Here is a 20,470-nt window from a genome sequence, read left to right as displayed (position 1 = left end):
CCTTCGCCGAGGTATCGAGCTGCCGGCAGAGGCTGCTGCCACCATTCCTGAGCCTATGCCAGGGGACTGCTGGTGCATTCGCTCGTTCCGAGTGGTCGTTGCCATTCGGGCACGCTACCGCCCGGGGATTTTGCCGGGCGCATTCCCATGCCCTGTATCAAGCCTGGATACCGTGGGGAGCGAGCGGCGAGGACAAGGGAAGCGCAGCGCCATGGTAGGCGAGCAAAAACATGCCGGGGAGGCGGTTGCTCCGCCCCCTTCATCGTCCCTTGCCAAGCCTCGGCTCGGCGGCCCCTGCGGTATCGTTCTTTGGAGTCGATGCATTCTACGCCAACACGCGGCCGTGCTCCATGGCTGAGCGCGGGGGTCGCTGTAGGCCATGCGTGATGGGCTAAGTCTGCTTGGGGTTGGGAGCATACAGCACCCGGTGTGCGGGTCAACAGGAAAACAGGCGGGGAAACAGAGGGATACTCGGGGGAATGGGGGCGGTGATGGGAGCATACGGGGGTTACCGCCGGGGCGCCTATCGGCGCCGATCGCCCGGCGGAGCCTGGCTCCTACAGGGCTGGGTGATGGGCGCATGTGTTGGCGGGGGCATGGCAGCTCGACTCGGGGAAATCGCCTGCACTTTCTCGACGGTGGAAGCATGTTCGAAGATGAAGGCGCCGAGGTCGCATCCTTGGGGTCTGACCCCGTGCCCGATGTGCCTCGGCGAAATAGGCCCCCCGCGGTGACCTCGACATCCCGGGGGTCAGACCCCGGAGGCGGGTTCAGGCGCCGAGGCCCGCCCCTAGGGGGCTTCCAGCGGCGTCGGTCACCGGCTACCCGGCTGTCTTCAACTGCCTGGCAGGCTGGCCCGCAGGTCCGCTTCCCACCGTTCATCCCGCTGCGCGCAGGCGCTGCGAAAGATTGTCGTTCATATGGCGCGCATGATGCGCACGCTGAGCCGGGCAGAGAGCTGTGCGGGATGCTCCACTGGCGCATCGAGCTCAACGACGATATCGCCGCCACGGGCGCTGTCGTCCCGCCGTGAGCCGAATAGCCTTACGGTGGCGCCAGGGCCAAGCTCGTCGGTGACGATATGCTGGATGGTCTGTCGTTGGGTATCTGTCAGGCGCATGGATCCTTCAGTTCGCGGCAAGGCGCTCGGCGCTTGGTCTTCGGCCCTGGAAGGGCGATCACTCATTCAGCAGGGCTTCCAGGCTATCGGCACTCAGGATACGCTCGGCCCAGGCTTCCAGCTGGTCGGTGGTGGCGCCCTCGAGCCTTTCCCGCGCCCAGTCGGGCAGCTCGCCGAACTTCAGTGTGATCTGCCTGGTGAGCAGTAGCAGCTCACCCTCCTGGCGGCCCTTCTCGATGCCGAAGCGTTCGGCACTGGTGACATAGGGCATGTGCTGAGCCTCCGAACCGAAGCCAGGTAACTCTTTCAGTGGGTCGAGCGCAGCTCGTGCACCTCGTCCTCGCTCAGGCCGGTCGCATTGGCAATGGTGACATTATCAAGGTTGGTGGTCTCGATTAGATTGCAAGCGGTCTCTCGCTTGGCTTCGAGCTTCGCCTCCTGGATGCGGGCCTCAGCCTCTTTCAGCGCTTCCTCGCGACCTTCCTGGCGACCTTCCTGTTTCCAGCGCTGCGGCCATTGGCCGGTACGTTCTTGCAGCATGGTGTATACCTTCAGTGGGTCGAGCGCAGCTCGCGCACCTCGTCCTCGCTCAGGCCGGTCGCATTGGCAATGGTGACATTATCAAGGTTGGTGGTCTCGATTAGATTGCAAGCGGTCTCTCGCTTGGCTTCGAGCTTCGCCTCCTGGATGCGGGCCTCAGCCTCTTTCAGCGCTTCCTGGCGGCCTTCCTCGCGGCCTTCCTGGCGACCTTCCTGTTTCCAGCGCTGCGGCCATTGGCCGGTACGTTCTTGCAGCATGGTGTATACCTCCCGCAGGTCTTCCAATCGTTTCGGCTCGCTTGCTCATGCCCGTGCCCGATCGGCCCTACTGCGAATCGTGTCTTCCGCCAGGAAATCGCCGCCCAGCGTCACCTCGAGCGAACGCCCTGCCCCTTCGGCCCATTCCAGCAGCTTGGCCTTGAGCGCGGCCTGGGCGTGGGGGTCGCCGTGTACCAGGCGCACTTCCCGCGGCGGGTGGCGCATGCGGCGTACGAAGTTGAGCAGGTCAAGCTGGTCGGCATGGGCCGAGTAGCCGTTCACGGTTTCGATGCGGGCGCGAATGTCGATACGCTGGCCATCCAGCATCACCCAGCCGCCGCTGGGGCCATGGCGCTGGATGTCGCGGCCCGGGGTGCCGGCGGCCTGGTAGCCGGTGAAGAGCGCGCAGTGGCGTGGATCGCTCAGCATGCGCTTGAGGTAGTTCACCACCCTGCCCCCGCTGACCATGCCGCTGGCGGCGATCACCACCGCGGGCCGGCCGCTCTCGGCCAGGTAGGCCACGGTGCGCTCGTGGGCTTCGTGGCCGTCCACGGTGTAGAGGTTCTCGAAGCTGAGCGGGTGGCGGCCACGGCGCAGCGTCTGGTGCGCCTCGGCGTCCCACCAGGGCTTGAGCTCGCGGTACACCGCGGTGAAGCGGGCGGCCAGGGGCGAGTCGACGACGATCTCGAGCTCGCGCCAGCGCTCGTCACGGCCGTGGTGTATCAGCCCTTCCAGCTCGTAGAGCAGCTCCTGGGTGCGGCCCACGCTGAAGGCGGGGATCACCACGGTGCCGCCGTTCTCCAGGGCTCTATCGATGGCGGCCTTGAGCCGCTCGCGGCGGTGGCGCCGGTCTTCGTGCTGGCGGTCGCCGTAGGTGCTCTCCAGCACCAGCACGTCGGCGCAGTACGGCGGCCTGGGCGCGGGCAGCAGCGGCGCGTAGGGCGCACCCAGGTCGCCGGAGAACACGGTGCGCCGGCGTTGCCCGCTGGCCTTGTCCTGGGTATCCACTTCCACGTAGGCGGAGCCGAGGATGTGCCCGGCGCGCTGCAGCTTGACGCGAAGGCGGTGGCGTTCGTCGTCGAGCACGGTGTGCCAGGCCTGGTAGTCCAGCGCCACCAGCCGCCCCTGCACTTCGGCCAGGAAGCGTTCGATCAGGGCGCGGTCGCGGGTAAAGCCGATTTTCAGGGCGTCTTCGATGACCAGCGGCAGCAGGCGTGCCGAGGGCACCGAGCAGAGGATCGGCCCCTGGTAGCCCGCCGCCAGCAGGTAGGGTAGCCGGCCGATGTGGTCGATGTGCACGTGGGTGACCACCAGCGCCAGCACGTCTTCCACCGGGAAGCGCACCTGGTGCTGCTCGAGGCTGTCGAGGTGCTCGGCGTCCTGCCCCTGGAAGATGCCGCAGTCGACGAGCAGGGCCCGGCCCGGGGCGATCTGCAGGCGGTGGCAGCTGCCGGTGACGCCCGCCCCGCCGCCGTGGTGGCGTATGTTCACGTTGCCTTCTTCTTCGTCATTGTATGGTCGCGGATGATTACCTCCTGACGAGGCACATCCACAAGACTAGACGTTATTGAACCGCTTCACGCCCTCTTCCACGTGCACCTTGGGCCGGTAGCCGGTGGCCTTGAGCAGCGCTTCGGTGTCGGCCCAGGTGCGCGGCACGTCGCCGGGCTGCATGGGCAGGTAGTCGCAGATGGCCTCGCGGCCGGTGGCGGCCTCCAGCGCACGCATGAAGCTCATCAGCGAGAGCGGCGCGCCGTAGCCGAGGTTGTACAGCGCATAGGGCGCGGTGCTTTGATCTGGCCGGGCGCCTGCGGCGCCGATCGCCCGGCGGAGCCTGGCTCCTACAGGGCGGGGGAGTCGGCGCATGCGTTGGCGGGTGAAATGGCAGCCTTGACTCGGGGACATCGCCTGCACTTTCTCGACGATGGCAGCATGTTCACCGAAACAGGCGCCGAGGCCCGCCCCTATGGGGTCAGACCCCGGCCGAGTTGTGGCGCGTCACAAGGCACTGAACGAGCGGTTTCGACGCCGCCGGGGTCTGACCCCCTAGGGGCTCCCAGCGGGGTCGGTCACCCGCTATCCGGCTTTCTTCAGCAGCTTGGCGCGGCTGGCTTCCTCGTCGCAGCTCGCCTCCCCTTCGTTGATGTGCTCGATCAGCTCCATGCCGGATTCCGCGGCCATGCGGTCGCGGAAGGCGATCATTTCGCGCGCATCGGCGAGAACGGCGGCACCCCTGGATAGAAGGCCTTGCGCGCCAGGTGCAGCATCGCCGAGGAGTCCTTGCCGATGGAGTACACCATCACCGGATTGCGGAACTCCGCCGCCACCTCGCGGATGATATAGCTCGACTCGGCCTCGAGCTGCTTGAGGTGGGTGGCGCGTTCGGGGGTTATTTCGGACATCGAGATCCCAGATGAATTCAGGGCTCAAGGATTGTAGAGGGAGAGCTTTAAGCTGTAGAGATAAGAGATAAGAGTTAAGAAAAGACAATAATCAAAGGACGGCGAAATCAATCAACGGGCTGACAATGGTGTAGAAAGGAAGGTCAAGGCGTAGGTTCGAGACTCATGGCGATGCTCCACTTCGATTGAGAGATTTAAGCACCTCGCCAACCTGAACCTCCAACATAGGCAAATCTCTCTCAACGGTCTTCCAAACCACATCTAGATCGACCTTGAAATACCCATGCGCCAACGCATTTCGTGTGCCGTAAGCTGCTTTCAGGGGAAATTCCGGATGCTTCGCAGCAAAGTCAGGAAAGTGGTGCTGGATATTACCCGCTGCCTCACCGATGATCTCCAGATTGCGGATCACCGCATCCTGCTTTTCTTCATTCATGAGGAATGCAGCATGGTCAACGTCTATGAGATAGCGCTGAATTCGACCTATGGCCTGCTGAATATGCTCAAGGTAGTCTCTTAAAGCCAACTCATCCCGACGACTCATACTGCCTGAGCCTCATTCAGCACTTCCATTTTCCACCTGTCAGGTAATGCACCAGGGGTCAGCACATCAACCTCCACCCCAAGGAGTTCTGTAAGCTCTTCACGGATAGCACCCACATCAAAGAGTGATGTCTCCTTGGTGGTGTCGATGAGGATGTCCAAATCGCTTCCATCCGTGTCCTGGCCGTGGAGGACAGAGCCGAAGATGCGGGGGTTTTTGGCATGGTGCCGCTCCACGATCTGCCGGATGGCTTCACGATGCTGCTGATATGCAATAGATGGCTTCATGCAGAGCCCCCCATTGGCACTTGAATAGCCAAACTTTAGGCCATGAAGCATTAGCCGTCAATCAGCCAACGCCTGCTTTTCCATATCTTGATTGATGAAAAAGGAATCAGGACAACGTCACCGGACTGGTACATCGTTCCAAACCTCGTCCTCGTCATTGCCCCATAGCTTTTCCATGCTCGATTCCTGTGCCTGAGAAAAGCTTTTCAATTCACTTTTTTCAAGTTTTTGCATCAGAAAATAAGTAAAGTCCAGCACCTCTTCCTGGAGTGACTCGTGAAGCCGGTTGATATTACTGACAATCTTTTCAGACGTGTTCATGATCTAGTCGCCTCGCTAGATAGCCAATAGGAATTCTTACATCTCAAGACTTCCAGCCTTATACTCTTGACCAGCCAAGGTGAAACATCAACACCATCATGAAAGTCCTGTATTGACGAGAGTCTGCCCTGTCGTACCTGCTGGGTTTCGCAGTCTTATGTAGGGCAGCACGCCTGCGGCCTTGTCTGAAAAGATTTCATAGATCTTTTCTCTCAATGCCTTCATGGCTCGCTTGTTCTCGAGGCTTGTCATTGTGCCTTTATCAACAACGATCCACACCCAGACTGCCTCTTCTCCTGAGGCATCGATGCCTGTCTCTACCTCGACGTCGCGGACGAAACCAGGTAATGGCAGGGACTCGATGGAGGTCTTCATCAAGTCCTTGTCAATAAGATTTTGAGCATACATAACGTCACCCTCGATTCGAGCCTTATTGCCAACATTCAGGCGGGCGCCTGGCGGCGCCTATCGCGTCTGAAGATCGCTCCCACAGGAGGCATGGGGCTTTGTCGGGGTCAAGGGGGTCCTTGGCGCTCGATCCTCGGTCCTGGAAGGGCGATCACTCTTTCAGCAGGGCTTCCAGGCTATCGGCACTCAGGATACGCTCGGCCCAGGCTTCCAGCTGGTCGGTGGTGGCACTCTCGAGCCTTTCTCGCCCAGGCGGGCAGCTCGCCGAACTTCAGCATGATCTGTCTGGTGAGCAGCAGGGCCCGGAGCGATCTGCAGGCGGTGACGCCCGCCCCGCCGCCGTGGTGGCGTATGTTCACGTTGCCTTCTTATTCGTAGTTAATAGCGGCTTCGATATCTTCCCGTTCGAGGTCGGGCATTTCCTCCAGGACTTGCTCGGTCGTCAAACCCTGTGCCAGCAGATCAAGCACATCTACTACCCGAATTCGCATCCCGCGAATGCAGGGCCGACCGCCGCACTGGTCGGGGTTAATCGTAATTCTTGATTGAAGGTTGCGCATGATCACCTCCTGACGGGGCACATCCACAAGACTAGACGTTATTGAACCCGCGATACCACTCCACGAGATGAAGACGTCGAGGTTACATCCTTGGGGCCTGACCCTGACGAAATCCCCACGTTTTTCTCGACGTTGATAGCTTGTTCGCCGAAGAAGGCGCCGAGGCCGCCCCTAAGGGATCAGACCCCAGCCAAGTCGCGAAGCCCGTCATAGTGCGTCTTGCGAGCGGATTCGACGCCGCCGGGGTCTGACTCTGCGGCCTCCCCACGAATTTCTCGATGATGGCGGCATGTTCGCCGAGTAAAGGCGCCGAGGCCCGCCCCTATGGGGTCAGACCCCAGCCGAGTTGCCAGGCTTGTCATGGTGCACGTGGCGAGCGGATTCGACACCGCCGGGGTCTGACCCCATAGGGCCTCCCAGCGCTGGCAGCCCACCGCCAAAACGCCCTCAACATGCTGATTTTTCAGTAAGACTCCTGGGGAGGCCTCAGGGTCTAACCCCATAGGGACCGGCAGCGCTGGCAACCTGCCACCCACCCATGCCCAACGCATTGATAATGCAGATATATTTCTGGGGAGGCCTCAGGGTCTGACCCCGTGCCCGATGCGCCTCGGCGATATAGGCTCCCCGCGGTGACCTCGACATCCCGGGGGGCAGGCCCCGGAGGCGGCGCCAGCGTCGGTAACCCGCCCCGCTAGCCGTCTGTCTTCAACTGCCTGGCAGGCTGGCACGCAGCGCCCTCTCCCACCGCTCATCCCGCTGGCCGCAGGCGATGAACCAGGGGTTGAGCACGCTGTCCTGCCGGTTGCAGCGCAGCGGCTCGAGGGTGTTGGCGTCGAGCACCTCGCCGCCGGCGGCGGTGACCACGGCCTGGGCGGCGGCGGTGTCCCATTCGCTGGTGGGCGCGAGGCGCGGGTAGAGGTCGGCGGCCCCCTCGGCGACCAGGCAGAGCTTGATCGAGCTGCCCATGGAGACCCGCTCGTGATGCGGCAGCGCAGCGCAGAAGGCCTCGAAGGTCTCGGCGCCGTGGCGGCGGCTGCCGACCACCTTCCAGGGCTCGACGTCGGGGTCGGGCAGCTCGCGCACCCGCACCTGGGAGTAGATCCCCCTCTTCACCTTGAAGGCCTCCCCACCCACCAGGCCGACCCAGGTGGTGTGCAGCACGGGGGCATGCACGATGCCGAACACCGGCACGCCCTGCTCGACCAGGGCCACATTGAGGGTGAACTCGCCGTTCTTGTTGATGAACTCCTTGGTGCCGTCCAGCGGGTCGATCAGCCAGTAGCGCTCCCAGCCCTGGCGCGTCTCGAAGGGGATCTCGCCGGATTCCTCGGAGAGCACCGGCACGCCCGGCGCCCACCTTTCCAGCAGTGCCACCAGCGCATGGTGGGAGACCATGTCCGCCTCGGTCAGCGGGCTCGCGTCGTCCTTGGTTTCCACCGCGAAGTCCTGCGCGTAGATCGCCAGGACCTCGCGCCCCGCGGTGTGCACGCCCTCGATCAGGCGGGCGCGCAGCTCATTGGTTACGAAATGGGTCAAAACAACTCCTTAAATCAGACGGAAGAGAGAAGAAGGAAGAGGGAAGAGAGTGACGCCCTCTTCTTACCTCTTCATTCTTCAGCCGCGAAGCGGCGTCTTGCCTCTCAAAACCCCCACACCAACGGTATCAGCCCCACCGCGGTGGCGCCGACGATCAGGCTCAGCGGGGCCAGATTCACTCCAGCTCGATCCCATCCGGATAGGCGCGGTTGCTGAGGTAGTCCAACCGTAGTTCTACGTGGTGGCGGATGTCATGGAGGGTGAATTCCTCCTCGGAATAGGCACTACACTGCCCCAGCACCACGCCACCGGCCTTGGCTTTCTCGACCAGCTCCGCGAATCGCTGCGAGACGTCCCCGGCAATGGCGATGGCTGCCTCCTCGGCTTCCGGCGAGTCGATCGTATACACGATGCTGATATCCAGATCGTAGGGATCGTCGGAGGCCAACTCTCTGGCTGGTGAAAAGGACAGCCAGTACCCGACGACGGTGGCCGCCTCGGTCTTCCCGTGCCTTTCCAGGCGCTGAACGACATGCCTCAACCTTTCCACCAAGCTGTCGGGCAAGGCCTGACGGCGGTAACGAGCAGCCAGCCAGCTTTGCAGGATACGCTGGCCGGCCGGCGTCAGCGTGAGGCCGGGGACAGGATGGCATGACGCCAAGGCCGCCTTATCGACTTGACACTTGCGAGTGGCCAGCAGCTCCAGGCAAAGCGGTTCCGCCTCCCCTTCCCAGTCGAGATGCAACTTGCGAGCGTTCTTGGCGTGTCGACAGTTTCCATCAGGAGACGAGACCGGTTGCGCCACAATCAACTCGACAGAGGGCTCTATTCCCAGGTTGTCGTTGGCCAAGTCGCAGTCGTGGGTGACCACTACTCCCCAGCACGCGTCCGCGGCTGCGAGGCCCAAGGCCACCATATCCTCACCGTCAATCAGGCTGCCCTGGGCCCAGGGCATCGTGCGCGTCCAGTCACTCTCCCCCACGGCCTATCCTCGCCGATCCAGCGGCACCGCCACGTCATCGAGCGCCTCACGACTGCCGCGGGCAGCCTCCGTCAATCCCTTATGTCGCTGACGGCCAGCCTGCTCACGCTGGGCGAGCGTCTTGAGCTCATCCAGCGCCTGCTCCAGCGGGGCCCCGCTCTGCAATCGTTCCAGCAGGGTGCCACCACAACGCAGAGGGCGGCGAATCAACTTGCTGATGCGCGGCAACTCGCACGCCGCCACTACGGCAGCACGCTGTTCTAACCGAAGGAGCCTCTCATGTACCTCGGGGCGAGGCTCCTGCCCGTTCAACCAGGCATAGACCGTCGGTCGCGACGTATCGAGCAGCCGTGACAGATCGGTGACCGTCAGCCCCAATGCCTGACGGACCTGCTCCAGCAACTCTGCCGGTGAGCGAAGGTCAGTGTTCCGATCCGGAGCCGATCCAGCGATTTCGATGAACTCGTCCTGGAGCCATTGGTGTCGTGACAGGGCGGCTTCCGGGGTCATGGCACCACCGGAGCCCAGTTCGCCTCCCAGCGTGAAGGGAACCAGGAAGCAGGTTGCGGCCACTGCCACAGTTTGCCGGGCACCAGCGCTCCACCCCCAGGGCGGCTGCGGCGCACCGCTGCTGCCGCTATGTTCGAAGCTTACAGTTGCCATAGCTGCGTCCTCGCCTGCTCAGTGGTCGCCCGCTCGAAGGCCTCGATGATGACATCATGCGAGATATCCAGTTGTCTCTCCACGGACTGGCTATCGAAGGTCTCCCGGCGTTCGACGAAATAGTCACTATCCAGCACAGCGGTTTCCTGGCCTTGCGACGCCGGAATCCGCGCGTCCAGATTCAGCGACATCGGCTGCAGGTCCGGGGGGAGGACCACGCCCTGCGGGGAGATCAGGGTACGCACCACCAGGGTACCTCCCCCTATGGCACTCACCGTTTCCGTCACGGTATGCCTGGGCTGGCCGGCGACCCCGCGGCAGAGCCCGATCAGCCCCGGACTGAGCAGCCGTTCCAGGGGGTAGGCCTCGGAAGGAATGACTGCATCCAGATAGCGCAAGCCGATGCGATCGACATAGGCCAACTCCACTTCCCCATGCAGCGCGCCAAGCCCCTTCAGTACAGTGTCCTTGAAATCAGTGAAGCGGGAGTAGCGAGCCGTCTGAAAGATCAGCGCATCCTTGAGCAGGATGAACCCCTCCTGACGCTCCTGATCGGTGAACACCCAGCGTTTGACCTCTTGCCGCTGCACATCGACCTGAGGCCCGGGCGTCACCTGCATGTGCAGCTGATGATCCTCGCGGAAGTCCGGATAGCCCTGACGGCGTAGCGCATCCTGCAGAGGCCCCACAAAGCTGGCCATCTGCTCGATCCGGTTGAACTTGATCTGAGCGAGGGCATAGAAAACGGGAGCCTGCGACACGGGCGTGGTCATGGCATTGAGCATCCTACTGACACGTGAACATGGAACATCGACAGACCTTTACACCCTACTTTACACCATATACCGCTATGCGTTCCCTCAGAGGCATGATTCTGGTTCATCGCGCATCAACGTGAGCTGCTGTGCAGGAGGCCGCGAAGCGGCGTCTTGCCTCTCAAAACCCCCACACCAGCGGTATCAGCCCCACCGCGGTGGCGCCGACGATCAGGCTCAGCGGGGTGCCCAGCCTCAGGTAGTCGGTGAAGCGATAGCCGCCGGGGCCGAGCACCATCAGGTTGGTCTGGTAGCCGAGGGGCGTCATGAAGCTGGCCGAGGCGGCGAACATGATGGCGATGACGAAGGGCATGAAGTTGACGCCCAACTGCTCGGCCACGGCGACGGCGATGGGAAACATCAGCACCGCCGCGGCGTTGTTGGTGATCAGCTCGGTGAAGACCACCGTCATCAGGTAGACCAGCGCCAGGGCCGCCCAGGGGGCCAGGTCGTCGCTCAGCAGCAGCCACTGGGCGATCTGCGCCGCGGCGCCGGTCTTGGTCATGGCGGCCCCCAGGGCGAAGGAGGCCGCGATGACGATCAGCACCGAGAGGTCCACATAGCGCCGCGCCTTGCTGGCCGGCACGCAACGCGTCACCAGCATGCCGCCGCCGGCCAGCAGCGCCGCTTCCAGGATGCTCAGCAACCCCAGGGCGCTGACGGTGACCATGGCGCCCAGGATGCCCAGCGCCACGGGGGCCTTGCGGAAGTCCGGCGGCGTGGAGTCGTGCAAGCCGCTGACCAGCAGGAAGTCCTTGCGGTAGCGGTACTGGTCGACGAAGTCCTGGGCGGTCTCGAGCAGCAGGGTGTCGCCCACCTGAAAGCGAATGTCACCCAGCTTGCCGGTCAGTCGCCCGCCATGCCGGGAGATCGACAGGATCACGGCCTGGTAGCGGGAACGAAAGCGCGATTCGCTTACCGTCTGGTTCAGGCCGCCGAAGTCGGGGCCGATCACCGCCTCGACCAGGCAGCGGTGGTGGTGGGCGATATCGAGCTTGTGGACGTCGCCGCTGGCGGGCTTCAAGCCATGGATGCGGCGCAGCTCCCGGGCACATTCGGGGTCGCCGATGAACACCAGGATGTCGCCGGCCTGCAGTTCGGTTTCCGGCGGCACCTCGGTCAGCAGCCGGCCGTGGCGCTCGATGTCGGCCAGGTAGCCGTGGCTGAGATGGCGCAGGCCGGCATCGGCGATGGTCTTGCCGACCAGGGGGCCCTTGTCATCGACGATCACGTCAACGGCGTACTCGCGGGCCTGCTCGAGCTGCTCCAGCACGCCCTGGCGGTTGGGCAGAAGCCGGTCGGCGAACAGGTAGAGGAAGCCGCCACCCACCACCACCAGCGGCACGCCGACCCACGCCAGCGAGAACATGCTGAGCCCGATGCCCATCTCGGTCTGCAGCAGGCCGTTCACCACCAGGTTGGTGCTGGTGCCGATGAGCGTGCAGGTGCCGCCGAGAATGGCCGCATAGCTCAGCGGCAGCAGCAGCTTGGAGGGGGGCAGCCGGAGGCGCCCGGCCCACTCCTGCACGGCGGGGATGAACATCGCCACCACCGTGGTGTTGTTCATGAAGGCGCTGAGGCCGGAAGCCGGCAGCAGTACCCGCAGCTGGGCCTGACGCAGGCGATGCGGCTGACCGAGGAGGCAATGGGCCAGCCACTGGATGGCGCCGGTTTCCTTGAGCCCTGCCGCCACCACATAGAGCGTGGCGATGGTCATCACGCCGGGGTTGGAGAAGCCTACCAGGGCCTCGCCGGGGGTGAGGATGCCGCCGATCACCAGGAAGGCCATAGCGGCCATCAGGATCACATCGGGGGCAATGCGCGTGAACGCCAGGGTGCCCAGTACGGCCAGCACGGTGCCCTGGGTCAGCAGGGCAGCTATCGAGAGCGCGTCGGTCAAGTGACTCGTGTCCATCCGTGGCCATGCGGGCACGCTACCGCCCGGGGATCATGCCGGGCGCCTTCCCATGCCCTGGACCAGGTGTGGATACCGAAGGTGGGCGAGCGGCGAGAAAGAACAAGGGGAGCCATGAAGCGCCCTGGAAGGCGGCATGAACGACGTCATGCCGGGGTAGCGGTTCTCCGCCCCCTTCATCGTCCCTTGCCAAGCCTCGGCTCGGCAGCCCCTGCGGTATCGTTTTAATGATCGCGCCATTCTACGTCACCGCACGGCCATGCTCCATGGCTGAGCGCCGAGAGAGCCATCGGCACCCGGGGTACGACCCCAAAGCCCCCTGAGGGGTCAGACCCCTAATTCTGCTTTGGGGTCTGACCCCTCAATCAACTTAGGACGCCTAATGTTCCCACTTCACGACCAGGCGCCCCAGCCACTCGTAGAGGGCGCGCTCCGTCTTGGCCAAGTGCTCGGCGCCCGGGAGCCAGTAGCGCCAGCCGCTGCTCTGCCGGCCCGTCAGGTAATGAGTCGGCGCCGGCAGCGGACGCAGCCCTGCCGCCTCGAAGTGCCGCTTGGCCCGGGGCATGTGCGATGCCGAGGTCACCAGCACGATACTGGCGCCCTCGCCCAGGCGGTCGCGAACGGCCCGGGCCTCTTCGCCGGTATCCCGGGCGGAGTCGAGCACGACGAGGCTCGCTTCCGGCACACCGAGCGCCTGCGCGGCCCGGGCGTAGCCCACCGCCATGCCCGGCAACCACGCCTGGCTGCTGCCGCCGCTGACGATCAGCAGGGCCTCGGGCCGGGCGTGCCACAGCCGCAGGCCTTCCATCAGGCGCGGCAGCGAGGTCTCGGAAAGCTGCGCGGTGACGGGCCACTCCGGTTCCGGCTGCCAGCCGCCACCCAGCACCACGATGGACTCGACCGGCGCATCGGGCGGCACCAGCATGGCCGGATAGCGCCGCTCCAGGGGCCCGAGCAGGCGATCGGCCACCGGTGCCCAACTCGCCAGCATCAGCAGGCTCACCGCCGCGATGCACAGGGCATTCCCCAGGCGGCGCAGGCCGAATTGCCGCAACGAGATACCGACCACCACGGCCACCACCATCATGGGCAGCGGCATCAGCAATTCCGCAGCCAGGCCCTTCAGGGCGTCGTACATGGCATTCTCCTGCTGGGCACCTGCCCCTTTGGGGTCTGACCCTTAAATCCCCTTTGGGGTCTGACCCCAAATTTCGCTTAGGGGTCTGACCCTGAGGCGTTACCAGGCTCCCCCCGCAACGCCTTGTACATGATGTAGGTGTCCACGAGCCCGAACCTGGCATGGTCGTAGCCCTTGGGCACCCTGCCGATCGTGTCAAAGCCCAGCGATTGCCACAGCCTGATGGCGCCTTCGTTCGTCGACACCACGGCGTTGAATTGCATCGCCAGGTAGCCGGCCTCGATGGCCAGCTCCTGGGAGTGCAGGCAGAGCGCCCTGGCGATGCCCCTGCCGCGCGCCTGGGGGGCGACCATGTAGCCGCAGTTGCAGATATGGGCACCCGGGCCTGCGGCGTTGGGCTTCAGGTAGTACGAGCCCAGCACCTCGCCGTTCTCCTTGGCGCAGTAGGTGAACTGCGGGAGCTCGCACCATAGGATGTAGGCGTCTGCGTAACCGAGGCCGGGGTCGAAGGCGTAGGTCTCCCGGGCCGCCACCACCGACTTGAAGGTAGGCCAGAAGCGCCGGAAATCGGCCTCCGTCATCTTCGCTATCTGCATGGGGGTATCTCTCTACCGCACGACAAAGGGGTCAGCTCCCTAACTCCCCTTAGGGGTCTGACCCCAAAGTTTACTCCTCCTTCACGAAGCCAGTGAGCATGTCACGCACCCTCCGCTGATGCGAGAATAGGAGCTTGTAGCCGTTGTCATGGTTGGCCATGTCGCCGGTAACATCCCTGTACGCTGCGTACCGAGTATAACGCAAGGGGGTCGTCGCGGCGGTGAGCCGGCTCAAGATCGACTCGCTGTTCAAGACCCTCTGGCCCTTCGTGCCGACGGCGACCGCCGTGCTGCTGTTGCTGATCCTGTTCCCTTCGCTGACGCTCTGGCTACCGACCACCCCTGGATGCCCCGATGTCGCACATGACTCCCTCCCCTCGATCCGCGTTCGCCTGCCCGGCGATCACCCACCGCGCCGAGCCCGACTGGGCCCGGGTGAACCGGATACCGATCGCCGACTGCGGCGAGCCCCTGGTACCCATGAGCCTCGCCCCCTGGCCGATCCGGGTCTACCCGGCCTATGCCCGGCTGGGCGTTCCCGGCGCGGTGCCCGAGTGCTTCGTGCGCGAGGGGGTCTACCGGCACCTGCTCGCCGCCGCCCGCGCCCTGCCCGAGGGGTTCGGCCTGGTGGTGCTCGACGGCTGGCGGCCCTGGCGGGTGCAGCAATACCTCTTCGATACCCTCAGCGAGGCGATACGGGCCCACCACCCCGCGGCCAGCGAGGCGGAGCTGCTCACCCGCACACGGGAATTCATCTCGGTGCCCAGCCGCGACCCGCAGGCCCCCAGCCCGCACCTGACCGGCGGCGCCGTGGACGTCACCCTGTGCGACGCCGACGGCCTGGCGCTGGACATGGGCACCCTGTTCGACGAGGCCGTGCCCGCCTCGCACAGCGACCACCTCGAGCGGCTCGGCGAACTCGACACCCGCCAGCAACGCGCCCGCGACCACCGCCGGCTGCTGTACAGCGTGATGCTCGACCAGGGCTTTACCAACCTGCCCAGCGAATGGTGGCACTACGACCTCGGCGACCAGCTGTGGGCCCGCTACGGAGGGCACCCGCACGCCGTCTACGGCCCCGCCGAGCTCGACACCATCGAGCACCGCTGGCGGCGGCAGCTTGGCTAACCCCCCTTTGGGGTCAGACCCCTAAATTCGCTTAGGGGTCTGACCCCCGCCAAGCACTAAGCAGATTTAGGGCTATACTGGGCATTGAACCGTCCCCGGCACAAGGAAGTGCGAATATGGCGCGTCCGGCTCGGCTGTTGCTTCCCGATACACCGCTCCACCTGATTCAGCGCGGCAACAACCGCGGTGCCTGCTTCGTTCACCGCAAGGATGCGCTGCACTACCTCGAACTGCTCGATGAGCTGCGGCAGGTGTACCAGATCGCGCTCCATGCCTATGTACTGATGACCAATCATGTGCACCTGCTGGCGACGCCCCGTGAAGAGCCGCAGGGCGTGAGTCAGATGATGAAGGAGCTCGGGCAGCGCTACGCCCAGTACTTCAACCGCCGTCACCAGCGCACCGGCGGGCTTTTCGAGGGCCGCTACCGCTCCTGCCTGGTGGCGGAAGAGTCCTACCTCTTCGCCTGCTACCGCTATATCGAGCTCAACCCGGTGCGGGCCGGCATGGTGGCCCGGCCAGCCGATTACGAGTGGTCCAGCCACCGTGCCAACGCCCTGGGCCGCGACGATCCCCTCGTGCAGCCCCACGCCATCTACACCGGGCTGGGCGCCACCCCGGATAAACGCCGGCACCGCTACCGCGAGCTGTTCCGCAGCGAACTGCCGGCCCCTCTGCTCGACGAGATTCGCCAGCAGACCCGCCGCGGCCGCGCGCTGGGCAGCGAAGTCTTCCAGCAGTCCGTTGCCCGCCGCCTCGGCTCGGCCCCCTAGCGAGGGATTTGTGGGGTCAAATTTGTGGGGTCAGACCCCAAAATTTGCTTAGGGGTCTGACCCCAGGAGTCCTATCAACCCGCTGATTTCAGAGCAACGCCTCAAGCTGTTCGTGGAACCACTCCGCCGAGACGTGATCGCCACATTCCTCTGCAAGTTCCAGCCACTCGGTCGCGGCTTCTCGGGCCCCTTCGTCTTCGCCCATGGCGCGCAGGGTAACGACGAGGAGCATGCCGTTGGTCACGTCGTCGGGGGCCTCGGCGCTGGCCCGAACCACCAGTTCGAGAGCGGCATGGGGCTGCTGCTGATCCAGTTGCCTTGCCGCCAACCACTGCAACGCCGCGGCGGCGGGCAGGCCGCTGAGTCGATCGGCGAGGTCGTGCAGCTTGCGCTCGCCGGTGCGCTCATCGCCCAGCACCTCATAGGCGTCGCCAAGCAGACTGATCGCCTGGGCGTGGTCCGCTGCGTTGCGCGGCGGATTCTCCACGACCACCAGGGCGATATCGCGGGCCTTGTCGGGATGGTTCCGCTCCAGCTCATCATCGCCCAGCAGCAGGCGGACTACTATGGGCGCTTCCTCCAGCGCCGCTTCGCGCTGCTGCTAGGTGAACTGAGACACGGCATAGGCCACAGGTGCCTACCAGGGTGAGGGAATCACCCCCTCTTCCCCCCGGCGTTCAGTCTGGCTACGAAAAGTACTCGGATCACCCTCGACTTCTTCCGCAAAGGCCGACTCGATGATCGGCGCATGGAAGTCCTGGCTGCGGTCACTGCCACAATCGCGGCACCAGGCACGCCACCAGACGAGCACCTCCCCCTCTCTGGAGAAGCCGGCCACCAGGTAATGGAGATACCGGGATGCCGGGTATTCGCGATACCACTGACACAGCAACTCATCCGTCTCCGGCAGCGCCAAATCGATCTCGTAGAAGGTCTGGGTACGATAGGAGAACCAGCGGGCCTGCATCGACGACGGTGCCGGCATAGGGCGGGATAGTGTTACCGTTTTTCCGCCTCTCGGCGGTTGGATATCAAAACCACCGCTCAGGCTACCTGCAGGCGCTCGCCAGGTGGCATCGAAAGTGAGCTCCTCCACCCAGACCGGCCACCCCTTGGGGCCGCCGTTGGTCTTTACCGCAAATACATAGCGGGGCGGCTCTGATTCTGCTGGGCAGGCAGCCATTAGCCACAACAGTGTCAATAACAGCAAGGCTCGACATAGGCGGTGCAATCTAGGCATCCTTACGTTGAACATGCCACTCACCAGGGCGAGGGAATCACCCCCTCTTCCACCCGGCGTTCAGTCTGGCTACGAAAAGTACTCGGATCACCCTCGACTTCTTCCGCAATGGCCGACTCGATGATCGGTGCATGGAAGTCCTGGCTGCGGTCACTGCCACAATCTCGGCACCAGGCACGCCACCAGACGAGCACCTCCCCCTCTCCGGAGAAGCCGGCCACCAGATAATGGAGATACCGGGATGCCGGGTATTCGCGATACCACTGACGCAGCAACTCATCCGTCTCCGGCAGCGCCAAATCGATCTCGTAGAAGGTCTGGGTACGATAGGAGAACCAGCGGGCCTGCACCGACGCCGGTGCGGCCATGGGATGAGGTAACGTGACGATCGCTCCGCTACGGGGAGGTCGTTTTTCGAAACCGGCATTCAGGTTACCTGCAGGCGATCCCCACGAATGATCAAAGGTCAGCTCTTCCACCCATACAGGCCAACCTCGCGGCCCACCAACCGGCTGCACGGAAAACTCGTAGCGTTGCGGTTCCGCCTCGCAGGCGGTTAGTCCCCATGACAGCACCAGTAGCAGTATGGCTCGCCCCAGGCGCAGCAAATCAGGCATCCTGGGCCTCCCGCGCCTCGTTGAATACGCCGCCGGGACGGTTGGCAAAGACACGGCGAACACCAGAGACCTCGGGGGCATGGGCCATGCTCTCCTGCCGGTGGGAGGTATGGATATAGCCTTGCAGGTAGTTTCGGGCGTCCTCCAGACGGGCGCCGGATTGCTTCCAGGCATCGAGGGCATCTTGGAGCTCGCTGGGGAGGATATGGTCTGCATCATTTCTCAGCTCATCCAAGGGCACACCGAGCTGCTGCGCCAGGCGATGCATCTGGTGCAGGGCGTGGATCGCCAGCTCCTTGCGGGTGGCGCGGCGTTCGATCTCGAGCACATCGGGTGGCTCCACGCGCAGTTCCAGCCCCCGTGCCGCGGCCTCCTCCTGCGCCAGGCGAATGGTTCGCCCGTTGCTGCCCAGCCCGCCCCGGCGGCGTACCAACAGCTCCTCGTGGTTGGCGAAATCCACCTCGGGATTCTCGTAGCCCCCACCCACATCCGAATGCGCTCCCGGCAGTGCGATCTCGCTGAAGCTGCCGGGCAGATTGCCCTGGGGATCGGCCAGGCTGCTGAGGGGAAAGTTGCGGCGGATCTCGTGGTGGGCGGTCAGCTGCACGACCCGCGTGGCGCTGCCCGGCGCCAGGTGCAGGTTGAAGTCGAGGTTGCGGGCGTTGCCGGGCAGATAGAAGCTGCCCACGGTATCGAACAGCCCCACGAAGCGGACCTGGGGAAAGGGGATGAAGCCGGGCGGGAAGGCCTCGATGCGGCGCAGCGGCACTGGGGGTGTCGGCAGCCCCGGGCGAAAGTCCGGCACCAGCAGCGTCTCCGGCCAGCGATGGATCAGGTTGACGAAGTGCCGGGCCAGGGCCGCGCCGCGGCTGAAGCCGAACACATCGAAGATCACCGTGGTGCCTTCGTTTCCCTGCAGGATCGGGCGGAGCTGCTCCAGGGCCAGCTCGATACGGGCATGGCCCCCTTCCGGGCCGACGCCAAAGGCCAACCCCGATAGATTGCGCAAGGCCGCAAGCCTGTCTGCAGCTTCATCGCCAGTCACCGTACCAACCCCATGCGCATAGACCCGGTGATAACCTTGGTCTTCGTTTTCCAGGTACAGGTCAAAAAGCTTGGCCACATTGGTGATATCGCGATCCGTCCGCCGGCGGTCGTTCTCCCTGTTGTTGCCGGTGCCATCGAAGAAGATGCCGATCTCGAGGATGCGCTCCCTCGGTGGCTCGGGAGCCGCCGGCGGTGGTGGTGGTGCGGGCTCCCGCCGTGGCTCGGGCGGCGACGCAGGGCGCGACACCGCCCAGGCGGGATACCGGGCCTGCCTGGCCTCGGCCGGGCCCAGGCCACGTTCATTGAGCCGGGGCAGCTGGTGCCTGAGCAGGCTCTCGTAGTGGAAAGGCAGCACACCGGGGGCCTTCACCCAGCGGCTGCCGTCCCACTCGACGATCGGCGAACGGGGATGCTCCTCGACCAGGACCAGGTCGCCCTCGCCCACCTGCTCTAGCAGCCGTCGATACCCGCGCTGCCCCTCGGATGACGAGAGGTTCAAGTTGACGCCGAGCGTCCAGAGCTCGTTGCCCGGGGCCCGGGCCTGCTGCCTGACCCGCTCCCGAGCCTGGTACGGCGACTCGACATGGGGCAGGTCGATATCGCGCAGGCGAAAAGGCGATGTGAGCTTCATGCGCTTCCCTTGCGGTCCACTCGTTCCGGAGATGCCGGGAAGGAAAGCCGCGGACCCTGACCGGTCGGCCATGGTCGCGCCTCCCTGCCCTCTGCCGCGCGCCTTGCCGGTTGCGTGACACACCGATCAGGTTACGGATATCGACGGCCGGCACCATAGCCGATCGCTTACATCGCCATAAGCGAGCACTCATAAAAGGGGTGCGAGATTGGCGGCGGAGGCCTCAGGATTCCTCAGGGTCAGACCCCAAAATCCGCTTTGGGGTCTGACCCCAAAATCGAAATCCGTGGCATCATCGGGCATCGATCCCATGAGCAAGGAGCCCCCCATGAGTCCTATCATCACCCCGGATATCTGCGACGCCCACCCCGAGGTCCGGGTCCTCGACCCGATCTTCATCAACTTCGGCGGCCTCGAGGCCTTCTCTGGCCCGATCCGCACCGTCAAGTGCTTCGAGGACAACTCCCTGGTCAAGCAGGCGGTCGGCGAAGCCGGCGAGGGCGCGGTGCTGGTGGTGGATGCCGGCGGCTCCCAGCGCTGCGCGATGCTCGGCGACATGCTGGCCGAGCAGGCGCTGGAGAACGGCTGGGCCGGCGTGGTGATGTACGGCTGCGTGCGCGACGTCGACGTGCTGGCCGAGACCGGGCTCGGCGTCCAGGCGCTCGGCGCCCACCCGCGCAAGAGCGAGAAGCGCGGCGAAGGCCAGCGTGACGTCCCGGTCACCTTCGCCGGCGTGACCCTGACCCCGGGCCAGTGGCTCTACGCCGACAACAACGGCATCCTCGTCGCCGAGGCACGGCTGCCGCTGGAAGGCTAACCACCCTGTGGGGTCAGACCCCAAAGCGGATTTAGGGGTCTGACCCCAACTGCCTGAATCCGGCCGACTTGCCTGGCGGGTCCTGGCGGTGCCACCCTGATGCCATGCGACCCACCATGACACCCTGCCC

The 20,470-nt window shown here is 64.4% G+C and carries 25 protein-coding genes and 1 pseudogene; 3 read left to right on the top strand and 23 right to left on the bottom strand.

The annotated features are described in order from the left end of the window. Window positions 1-916: 916 nt before the first annotated feature. From CR157_RS22840 to CR157_RS13195, 19 genes and pseudogenes are all read right to left on the bottom strand, one after another. Window positions 917-1,120: a hypothetical protein gene (locus CR157_RS22840; protein WP_219999945.1), complete on the bottom strand. Its 204-nt coding sequence runs from the start codon at window positions 1,118-1,120 to the stop codon at window positions 917-919. A 58-nt stretch (window positions 1,121-1,178) separates the two neighbouring features. After that, entirely contained in the window at window positions 1,179-1,391 is a 213-nt protein-coding gene (locus CR157_RS13280) for a DUF4351 domain-containing protein (protein ID WP_110283978.1), read from the bottom strand. Window positions 1,392-1,426: 35 nt separating this feature from the next. Beyond that, a complete protein-coding gene (locus CR157_RS13275) occupies window positions 1,427-1,660 on the bottom strand; it encodes a hypothetical protein (RefSeq protein WP_110283977.1) in 234 nt (77 codons plus the stop codon). Window positions 1,661-1,671: 11 nt separating this feature from the next. Then, window positions 1,672-1,917 (bottom strand): hypothetical protein, encoded by a 246-nt coding sequence (locus CR157_RS13270; RefSeq protein WP_110284047.1) that lies wholly within the window; start codon window positions 1,915-1,917, stop codon window positions 1,672-1,674. A gap of 45 nt (window positions 1,918-1,962) precedes the next feature. Then, the gene (locus CR157_RS13265; protein ID WP_110283976.1) at window positions 1,963-3,408 is read right to left on the bottom strand and encodes an MBL fold metallo-hydrolase RNA specificity domain-containing protein; all 1,446 of its coding nucleotides are present in this window, start codon (window positions 3,406-3,408) and stop codon (window positions 1,963-1,965) included. A gap of 66 nt (window positions 3,409-3,474) precedes the next feature. Further along, window positions 3,475-3,822 (bottom strand): hypothetical protein, encoded by a 348-nt coding sequence (locus tag CR157_RS13260; RefSeq protein WP_258364160.1) that lies wholly within the window; start codon window positions 3,820-3,822, stop codon window positions 3,475-3,477. A 231-nt stretch (window positions 3,823-4,053) separates the two neighbouring features. Further along, window positions 4,054-4,319, bottom strand: a pseudogene (locus tag CR157_RS13255) (phosphoadenosine phosphosulfate reductase domain-containing protein); the annotation flags it as partial. A 163-nt stretch (window positions 4,320-4,482) separates the two neighbouring features. Further along, the gene (locus CR157_RS13250; protein WP_110283975.1) at window positions 4,483-4,863 is read right to left on the bottom strand and encodes a HepT-like ribonuclease domain-containing protein; all 381 of its coding nucleotides are present in this window, start codon (window positions 4,861-4,863) and stop codon (window positions 4,483-4,485) included. Continuing rightward, window positions 4,860-5,150 carry a nucleotidyltransferase family protein gene (locus CR157_RS13245; protein ID WP_110284046.1) on the bottom strand — a complete coding sequence of 97 codons (291 nt, stop codon included), beginning with the start codon at window positions 5,148-5,150 and terminating at the stop codon, window positions 4,860-4,862. The genes CR157_RS13250 and CR157_RS13245 overlap by 4 nt, the downstream gene beginning before the upstream one ends. Window positions 5,151-5,267: 117 nt before the next feature. Continuing rightward, entirely contained in the window at window positions 5,268-5,471 is a 204-nt protein-coding gene (locus tag CR157_RS13240) for a DUF2281 domain-containing protein (RefSeq protein ID WP_110283974.1), read from the bottom strand. 96 nt (window positions 5,472-5,567) lie between these two features. After that, complete coding sequence (locus CR157_RS13235; RefSeq protein ID WP_146218691.1) at window positions 5,568-5,846, bottom strand: hypothetical protein; 279 nt, start codon at window positions 5,844-5,846, stop codon at window positions 5,568-5,570. A 401-nt stretch (window positions 5,847-6,247) separates the two neighbouring features. Beyond that, complete coding sequence (locus CR157_RS13230; RefSeq protein ID WP_110283972.1) at window positions 6,248-6,439, bottom strand: DUF433 domain-containing protein; 192 nt, start codon at window positions 6,437-6,439, stop codon at window positions 6,248-6,250. Window positions 6,440-7,147: 708 nt separating this feature from the next. Further along, window positions 7,148-7,978 (bottom strand): 3'(2'),5'-bisphosphate nucleotidase CysQ, encoded by an 831-nt coding sequence (gene cysQ, locus CR157_RS13225; RefSeq protein WP_258364159.1) that lies wholly within the window; start codon window positions 7,976-7,978, stop codon window positions 7,148-7,150. Between the two features lie 175 nt (window positions 7,979-8,153). Beyond that, window positions 8,154-8,933 (bottom strand): hypothetical protein, encoded by a 780-nt coding sequence (locus CR157_RS13220; protein ID WP_146218690.1) that lies wholly within the window; start codon window positions 8,931-8,933, stop codon window positions 8,154-8,156. Window positions 8,934-8,963: 30 nt separating this feature from the next. After that, window positions 8,964-9,623, bottom strand: a complete 660-nt coding sequence (locus CR157_RS13215; protein ID WP_110283970.1) for a helix-turn-helix domain-containing protein — start codon at window positions 9,621-9,623, stop codon at window positions 8,964-8,966. After that, window positions 9,611-10,396, bottom strand: coding sequence for a TIGR04255 family protein (locus CR157_RS13210; protein ID WP_181422059.1), 786 nt, complete (start codon window positions 10,394-10,396; stop codon window positions 9,611-9,613). The genes CR157_RS13215 and CR157_RS13210 overlap by 13 nt, the downstream gene beginning before the upstream one ends. Window positions 10,397-10,559: 163 nt before the next feature. After that, window positions 10,560-12,338: an SLC13 family permease gene (locus CR157_RS13205; RefSeq protein ID WP_258364158.1), complete on the bottom strand. Its 1,779-nt coding sequence runs from the start codon at window positions 12,336-12,338 to the stop codon at window positions 10,560-10,562. A 394-nt stretch (window positions 12,339-12,732) separates the two neighbouring features. Then, entirely contained in the window at window positions 12,733-13,491 is a 759-nt protein-coding gene (gene elyC / locus CR157_RS13200; RefSeq protein WP_110283967.1) for an envelope biogenesis factor ElyC, read from the bottom strand. Window positions 13,492-13,568: 77 nt separating this feature from the next. Further along, entirely contained in the window at window positions 13,569-14,087 is a 519-nt protein-coding gene (locus CR157_RS13195; RefSeq protein WP_258364157.1) for a GNAT family N-acetyltransferase, read from the bottom strand. Between the two features lie 354 nt (window positions 14,088-14,441). Between CR157_RS13195 and CR157_RS13185 the strand changes: the two genes are divergently transcribed. Together CR157_RS13185 and CR157_RS13180 are read left to right on the top strand one after the other, a co-directional pair. Further along, window positions 14,442-15,215, top strand: a complete 774-nt coding sequence (locus CR157_RS13185; protein WP_258364156.1) for a M15 family metallopeptidase — start codon at window positions 14,442-14,444, stop codon at window positions 15,213-15,215. A 116-nt stretch (window positions 15,216-15,331) separates the two neighbouring features. Beyond that, window positions 15,332-15,988 carry a transposase gene (locus tag CR157_RS13180; protein WP_110283966.1) on the top strand — a complete coding sequence of 219 codons (657 nt, stop codon included), beginning with the start codon at window positions 15,332-15,334 and terminating at the stop codon, window positions 15,986-15,988. A gap of 88 nt (window positions 15,989-16,076) precedes the next feature. On the opposite strand, the gene CR157_RS22275 is transcribed toward CR157_RS13180, so the two are convergent. The 4 genes from CR157_RS22275 to CR157_RS13160 form a co-directional block, all read right to left on the bottom strand. Then, entirely contained in the window at window positions 16,077-16,481 is a 405-nt protein-coding gene (locus tag CR157_RS22275; RefSeq protein WP_146218689.1) for a hypothetical protein, read from the bottom strand. Between the two features lie 144 nt (window positions 16,482-16,625). Next, window positions 16,626-17,171 carry a DUF2931 family protein gene (locus CR157_RS13170; protein ID WP_258364172.1) on the bottom strand — a complete coding sequence of 182 codons (546 nt, stop codon included), beginning with the start codon at window positions 17,169-17,171 and terminating at the stop codon, window positions 16,626-16,628. 77 nt (window positions 17,172-17,248) lie between these two features. Further along, on the bottom strand, window positions 17,249-17,845 hold the full coding sequence (locus tag CR157_RS13165; RefSeq protein WP_110283964.1) for a DUF2931 family protein: 597 nt from the start codon (window positions 17,843-17,845) through the stop codon (window positions 17,249-17,251). Then, entirely contained in the window at window positions 17,838-19,523 is a 1,686-nt protein-coding gene (locus tag CR157_RS13160; RefSeq protein WP_181422058.1) for a T6SS phospholipase effector Tle1-like catalytic domain-containing protein, read from the bottom strand. Before CR157_RS13160 ends, CR157_RS13165 begins: the two co-directional genes overlap by 8 nt. 328 nt (window positions 19,524-19,851) lie before the next feature. On the opposite strand from CR157_RS13160, the gene rraA reads away from it, so the two are divergent. Further along, window positions 19,852-20,340: a ribonuclease E activity regulator RraA gene (rraA, locus tag CR157_RS13155; protein ID WP_110283963.1), complete on the top strand. Its 489-nt coding sequence runs from the start codon at window positions 19,852-19,854 to the stop codon at window positions 20,338-20,340. Window positions 20,341-20,470: the final 130 nt, after the last annotated feature.

The organism is Halomonas sp. LBP4, assembly GCF_003202205.1.
GTDB lineage: Bacteria > Pseudomonadota > Gammaproteobacteria > Pseudomonadales > Halomonadaceae > Halomonas > Halomonas flagellata.
This window is presented reverse-complemented; position numbering and strand designations above follow the sequence as displayed.

Coding starts and splice junctions, on each gene's coding strand:
- CR157_RS22840 (WP_219999945.1), bottom strand. CDS start 1,120: ATGCGCCTGACAGATACCCAACGACAGACCATCCAGCATATCGTCACC.
- CR157_RS13280 (WP_110283978.1), bottom strand. CDS start 1,391: ATGCCCTATGTCACCAGTGCCGAACGCTTCGGCATCGAGAAGGGCCGC.
- CR157_RS13275 (WP_110283977.1), bottom strand. CDS start 1,660: ATGCTGCAAGAACGTACCGGCCAATGGCCGCAGCGCTGGAAACAGGAA.
- CR157_RS13270 (WP_110284047.1), bottom strand. CDS start 1,917: ATGCTGCAAGAACGTACCGGCCAATGGCCGCAGCGCTGGAAACAGGAA.
- CR157_RS13260 (WP_258364160.1), bottom strand. CDS start 3,822: ATGTCCCCGAGTCAAGGCTGCCATTTCACCCGCCAACGCATGCGCCGA.
- CR157_RS13250 (WP_110283975.1), bottom strand. CDS start 4,863: ATGAGTCGTCGGGATGAGTTGGCTTTAAGAGACTACCTTGAGCATATT.
- CR157_RS13245 (WP_110284046.1), bottom strand. CDS start 5,150: ATGAAGCCATCTATTGCATATCAGCAGCATCGTGAAGCCATCCGGCAG.
- CR157_RS13240 (WP_110283974.1), bottom strand. CDS start 5,471: ATGAACACGTCTGAAAAGATTGTCAGTAATATCAACCGGCTTCACGAG.
- CR157_RS13235 (WP_146218691.1), bottom strand. CDS start 5,846: ATGAAGACCTCCATCGAGTCCCTGCCATTACCTGGTTTCGTCCGCGAC.
- CR157_RS13230 (WP_110283972.1), bottom strand. CDS start 6,439: ATGCGCAACCTTCAATCAAGAATTACGATTAACCCCGACCAGTGCGGC.
- CR157_RS13220 (WP_146218690.1), bottom strand. CDS start 8,933: ATGCCCTGGGCCCAGGGCAGCCTGATTGACGGTGAGGATATGGTGGCC.
- CR157_RS13215 (WP_110283970.1), bottom strand. CDS start 9,623: ATGGCAACTGTAAGCTTCGAACATAGCGGCAGCAGCGGTGCGCCGCAG.
- CR157_RS13210 (WP_181422059.1), bottom strand. CDS start 10,396: ATGACCACGCCCGTGTCGCAGGCTCCCGTTTTCTATGCCCTCGCTCAG.
- elyC (WP_110283967.1), bottom strand. CDS start 13,491: ATGTACGACGCCCTGAAGGGCCTGGCTGCGGAATTGCTGATGCCGCTG.
- CR157_RS13195 (WP_258364157.1), bottom strand. CDS start 14,087: ATGCAGATAGCGAAGATGACGGAGGCCGATTTCCGGCGCTTCTGGCCT.
- CR157_RS13185 (WP_258364156.1), top strand. CDS start 14,442: ATGTCGCACATGACTCCCTCCCCTCGATCCGCGTTCGCCTGCCCGGCG.
- CR157_RS13180 (WP_110283966.1), top strand. CDS start 15,332: ATGGCGCGTCCGGCTCGGCTGTTGCTTCCCGATACACCGCTCCACCTG.
- CR157_RS13170 (WP_258364172.1), bottom strand. CDS start 17,171: ATGGCTGCCTGCCCAGCAGAATCAGAGCCGCCCCGCTATGTATTTGCG.
- CR157_RS13165 (WP_110283964.1), bottom strand. CDS start 17,845: ATGCCTGATTTGCTGCGCCTGGGGCGAGCCATACTGCTACTGGTGCTG.
- CR157_RS13160 (WP_181422058.1), bottom strand. CDS start 19,523: ATGAAGCTCACATCGCCTTTTCGCCTGCGCGATATCGACCTGCCCCAT.
- rraA (WP_110283963.1), top strand. CDS start 19,852: ATGAGTCCTATCATCACCCCGGATATCTGCGACGCCCACCCCGAGGTC.